This is a genomic window from Photorhabdus akhurstii (genome assembly GCF_018448925.1).
GTDB lineage: Bacteria > Pseudomonadota > Gammaproteobacteria > Enterobacterales > Enterobacteriaceae > Photorhabdus > Photorhabdus akhurstii.
Genome location: NZ_RCWE01000087.1, coordinates 1 through 1,269, shown reverse-complemented (window position 1 = coordinate 1,269; position 1,269 = coordinate 1). Strand labels below are relative to the sequence as shown.

1 pseudogene is annotated in these 1,269 nt (G+C 35.5%); it reads left to right on the top strand.

Features of this window, described 5'->3' with window-relative positions:
- Positions 1 to 647: pseudogene (locus EAE93_RS23835) on the top strand (hypothetical protein); the annotation flags it as partial.
- Positions 648 to 1,269: the final 622 nt, after the last annotated feature.

The window sequence follows — 1,269 nt, the reverse complement described above, 5'->3', positions numbered from 1 at the left end:
GGCCGAGAGATAGAATTTTCTTGATGATCAGAGAAGATAATGACGAAACACCAAGTGCGTCTGTTGTCATTACTGATCTGAATCAGTTGAATAATCCGTTTATTTTAGTTCCATATGCCAGTGTTCCAAATATTGGCGATAATGAATTATATTATTATAGGGCTGATACAACGGGAAATATCACTATGTCATCTGTCCTCTATTTTGATTTAACGAGGTCAGTACCAAATGTACCACCAGAGGTTCAGCGTATATTAGCGAGACCTAGAATTTTTAATCATAGACGACAGGAGGAATTTTGGTGGCCAGCAAAGATTAATCTTGACGGTATCTTAGGAGGGGGGTTGGATGCCCATATTGCTGTGGGTAAAAACAGTGGAATAAAGGTAAATAATGTCATTAATGTACGTATTTACGTTAATGGTATTGTAAATGAGAATCCATTTTCGAAACTTTATGTTGTTAATCCTCATACGGTAACTGCCGAAGAAGTAGCGGCAGGAGAGACTATTATTCCGCTTGGTCAGTCGCCTTTTAGTAATATAGACTCACACCGTGATGGTACGCCAGGCTCGGTTTATATCACTTACAGTGTAGGCCGAAAAGAATCTAAGGTTTGGTTTGGATACATTGATACTGTTCCGTAGACTCATGTTGTGATGATACGCTAGGCTCAGTTTATATTACTTACAGTGTAGATCAAAAGGAATCTAATATTTGGTTTGGATACATTGGTTGGACAATAAATTTAATTAATTGAGCTTTTGCCTGTTTATTGGAAAATGCATAAGCATTTTCCGTTTTCCCAGACATATTTCTTATTGATGAACTGGCGATTTCTTTATTACTGAGCTATAATATTTTCTTAAGCATCTTTATTTTCAACCAGTGAATCATGGAATTAATGGTGGTAGTATGAATAATACCCAGCATGTTGAAAAGTTATTTAATAACTACCGGAATCTTAACTTGTAACTATATAGGGTATACTTGGATATAAAGCCTATATTATGAGTGGTGGTTACATTAACGGCTAAAGTAAATGATTTATTTGTGTGACAAACAGGAAGGAGGTAATAGAGAGTAAGCATCGTTGTATAAACGCATTATTTTGATAGAAAATTAAGTGTTTGTTACTTATAGGTGTTTAACTTTAATATGAGGTTTAATATGTCGACACTTACAGCAGATATAATTTCAGGAATAACGGTTTTAGAAGAGTGCCCGGTTGTTATCACGGTGACTTATTCAGGCGATGATACTCACAAA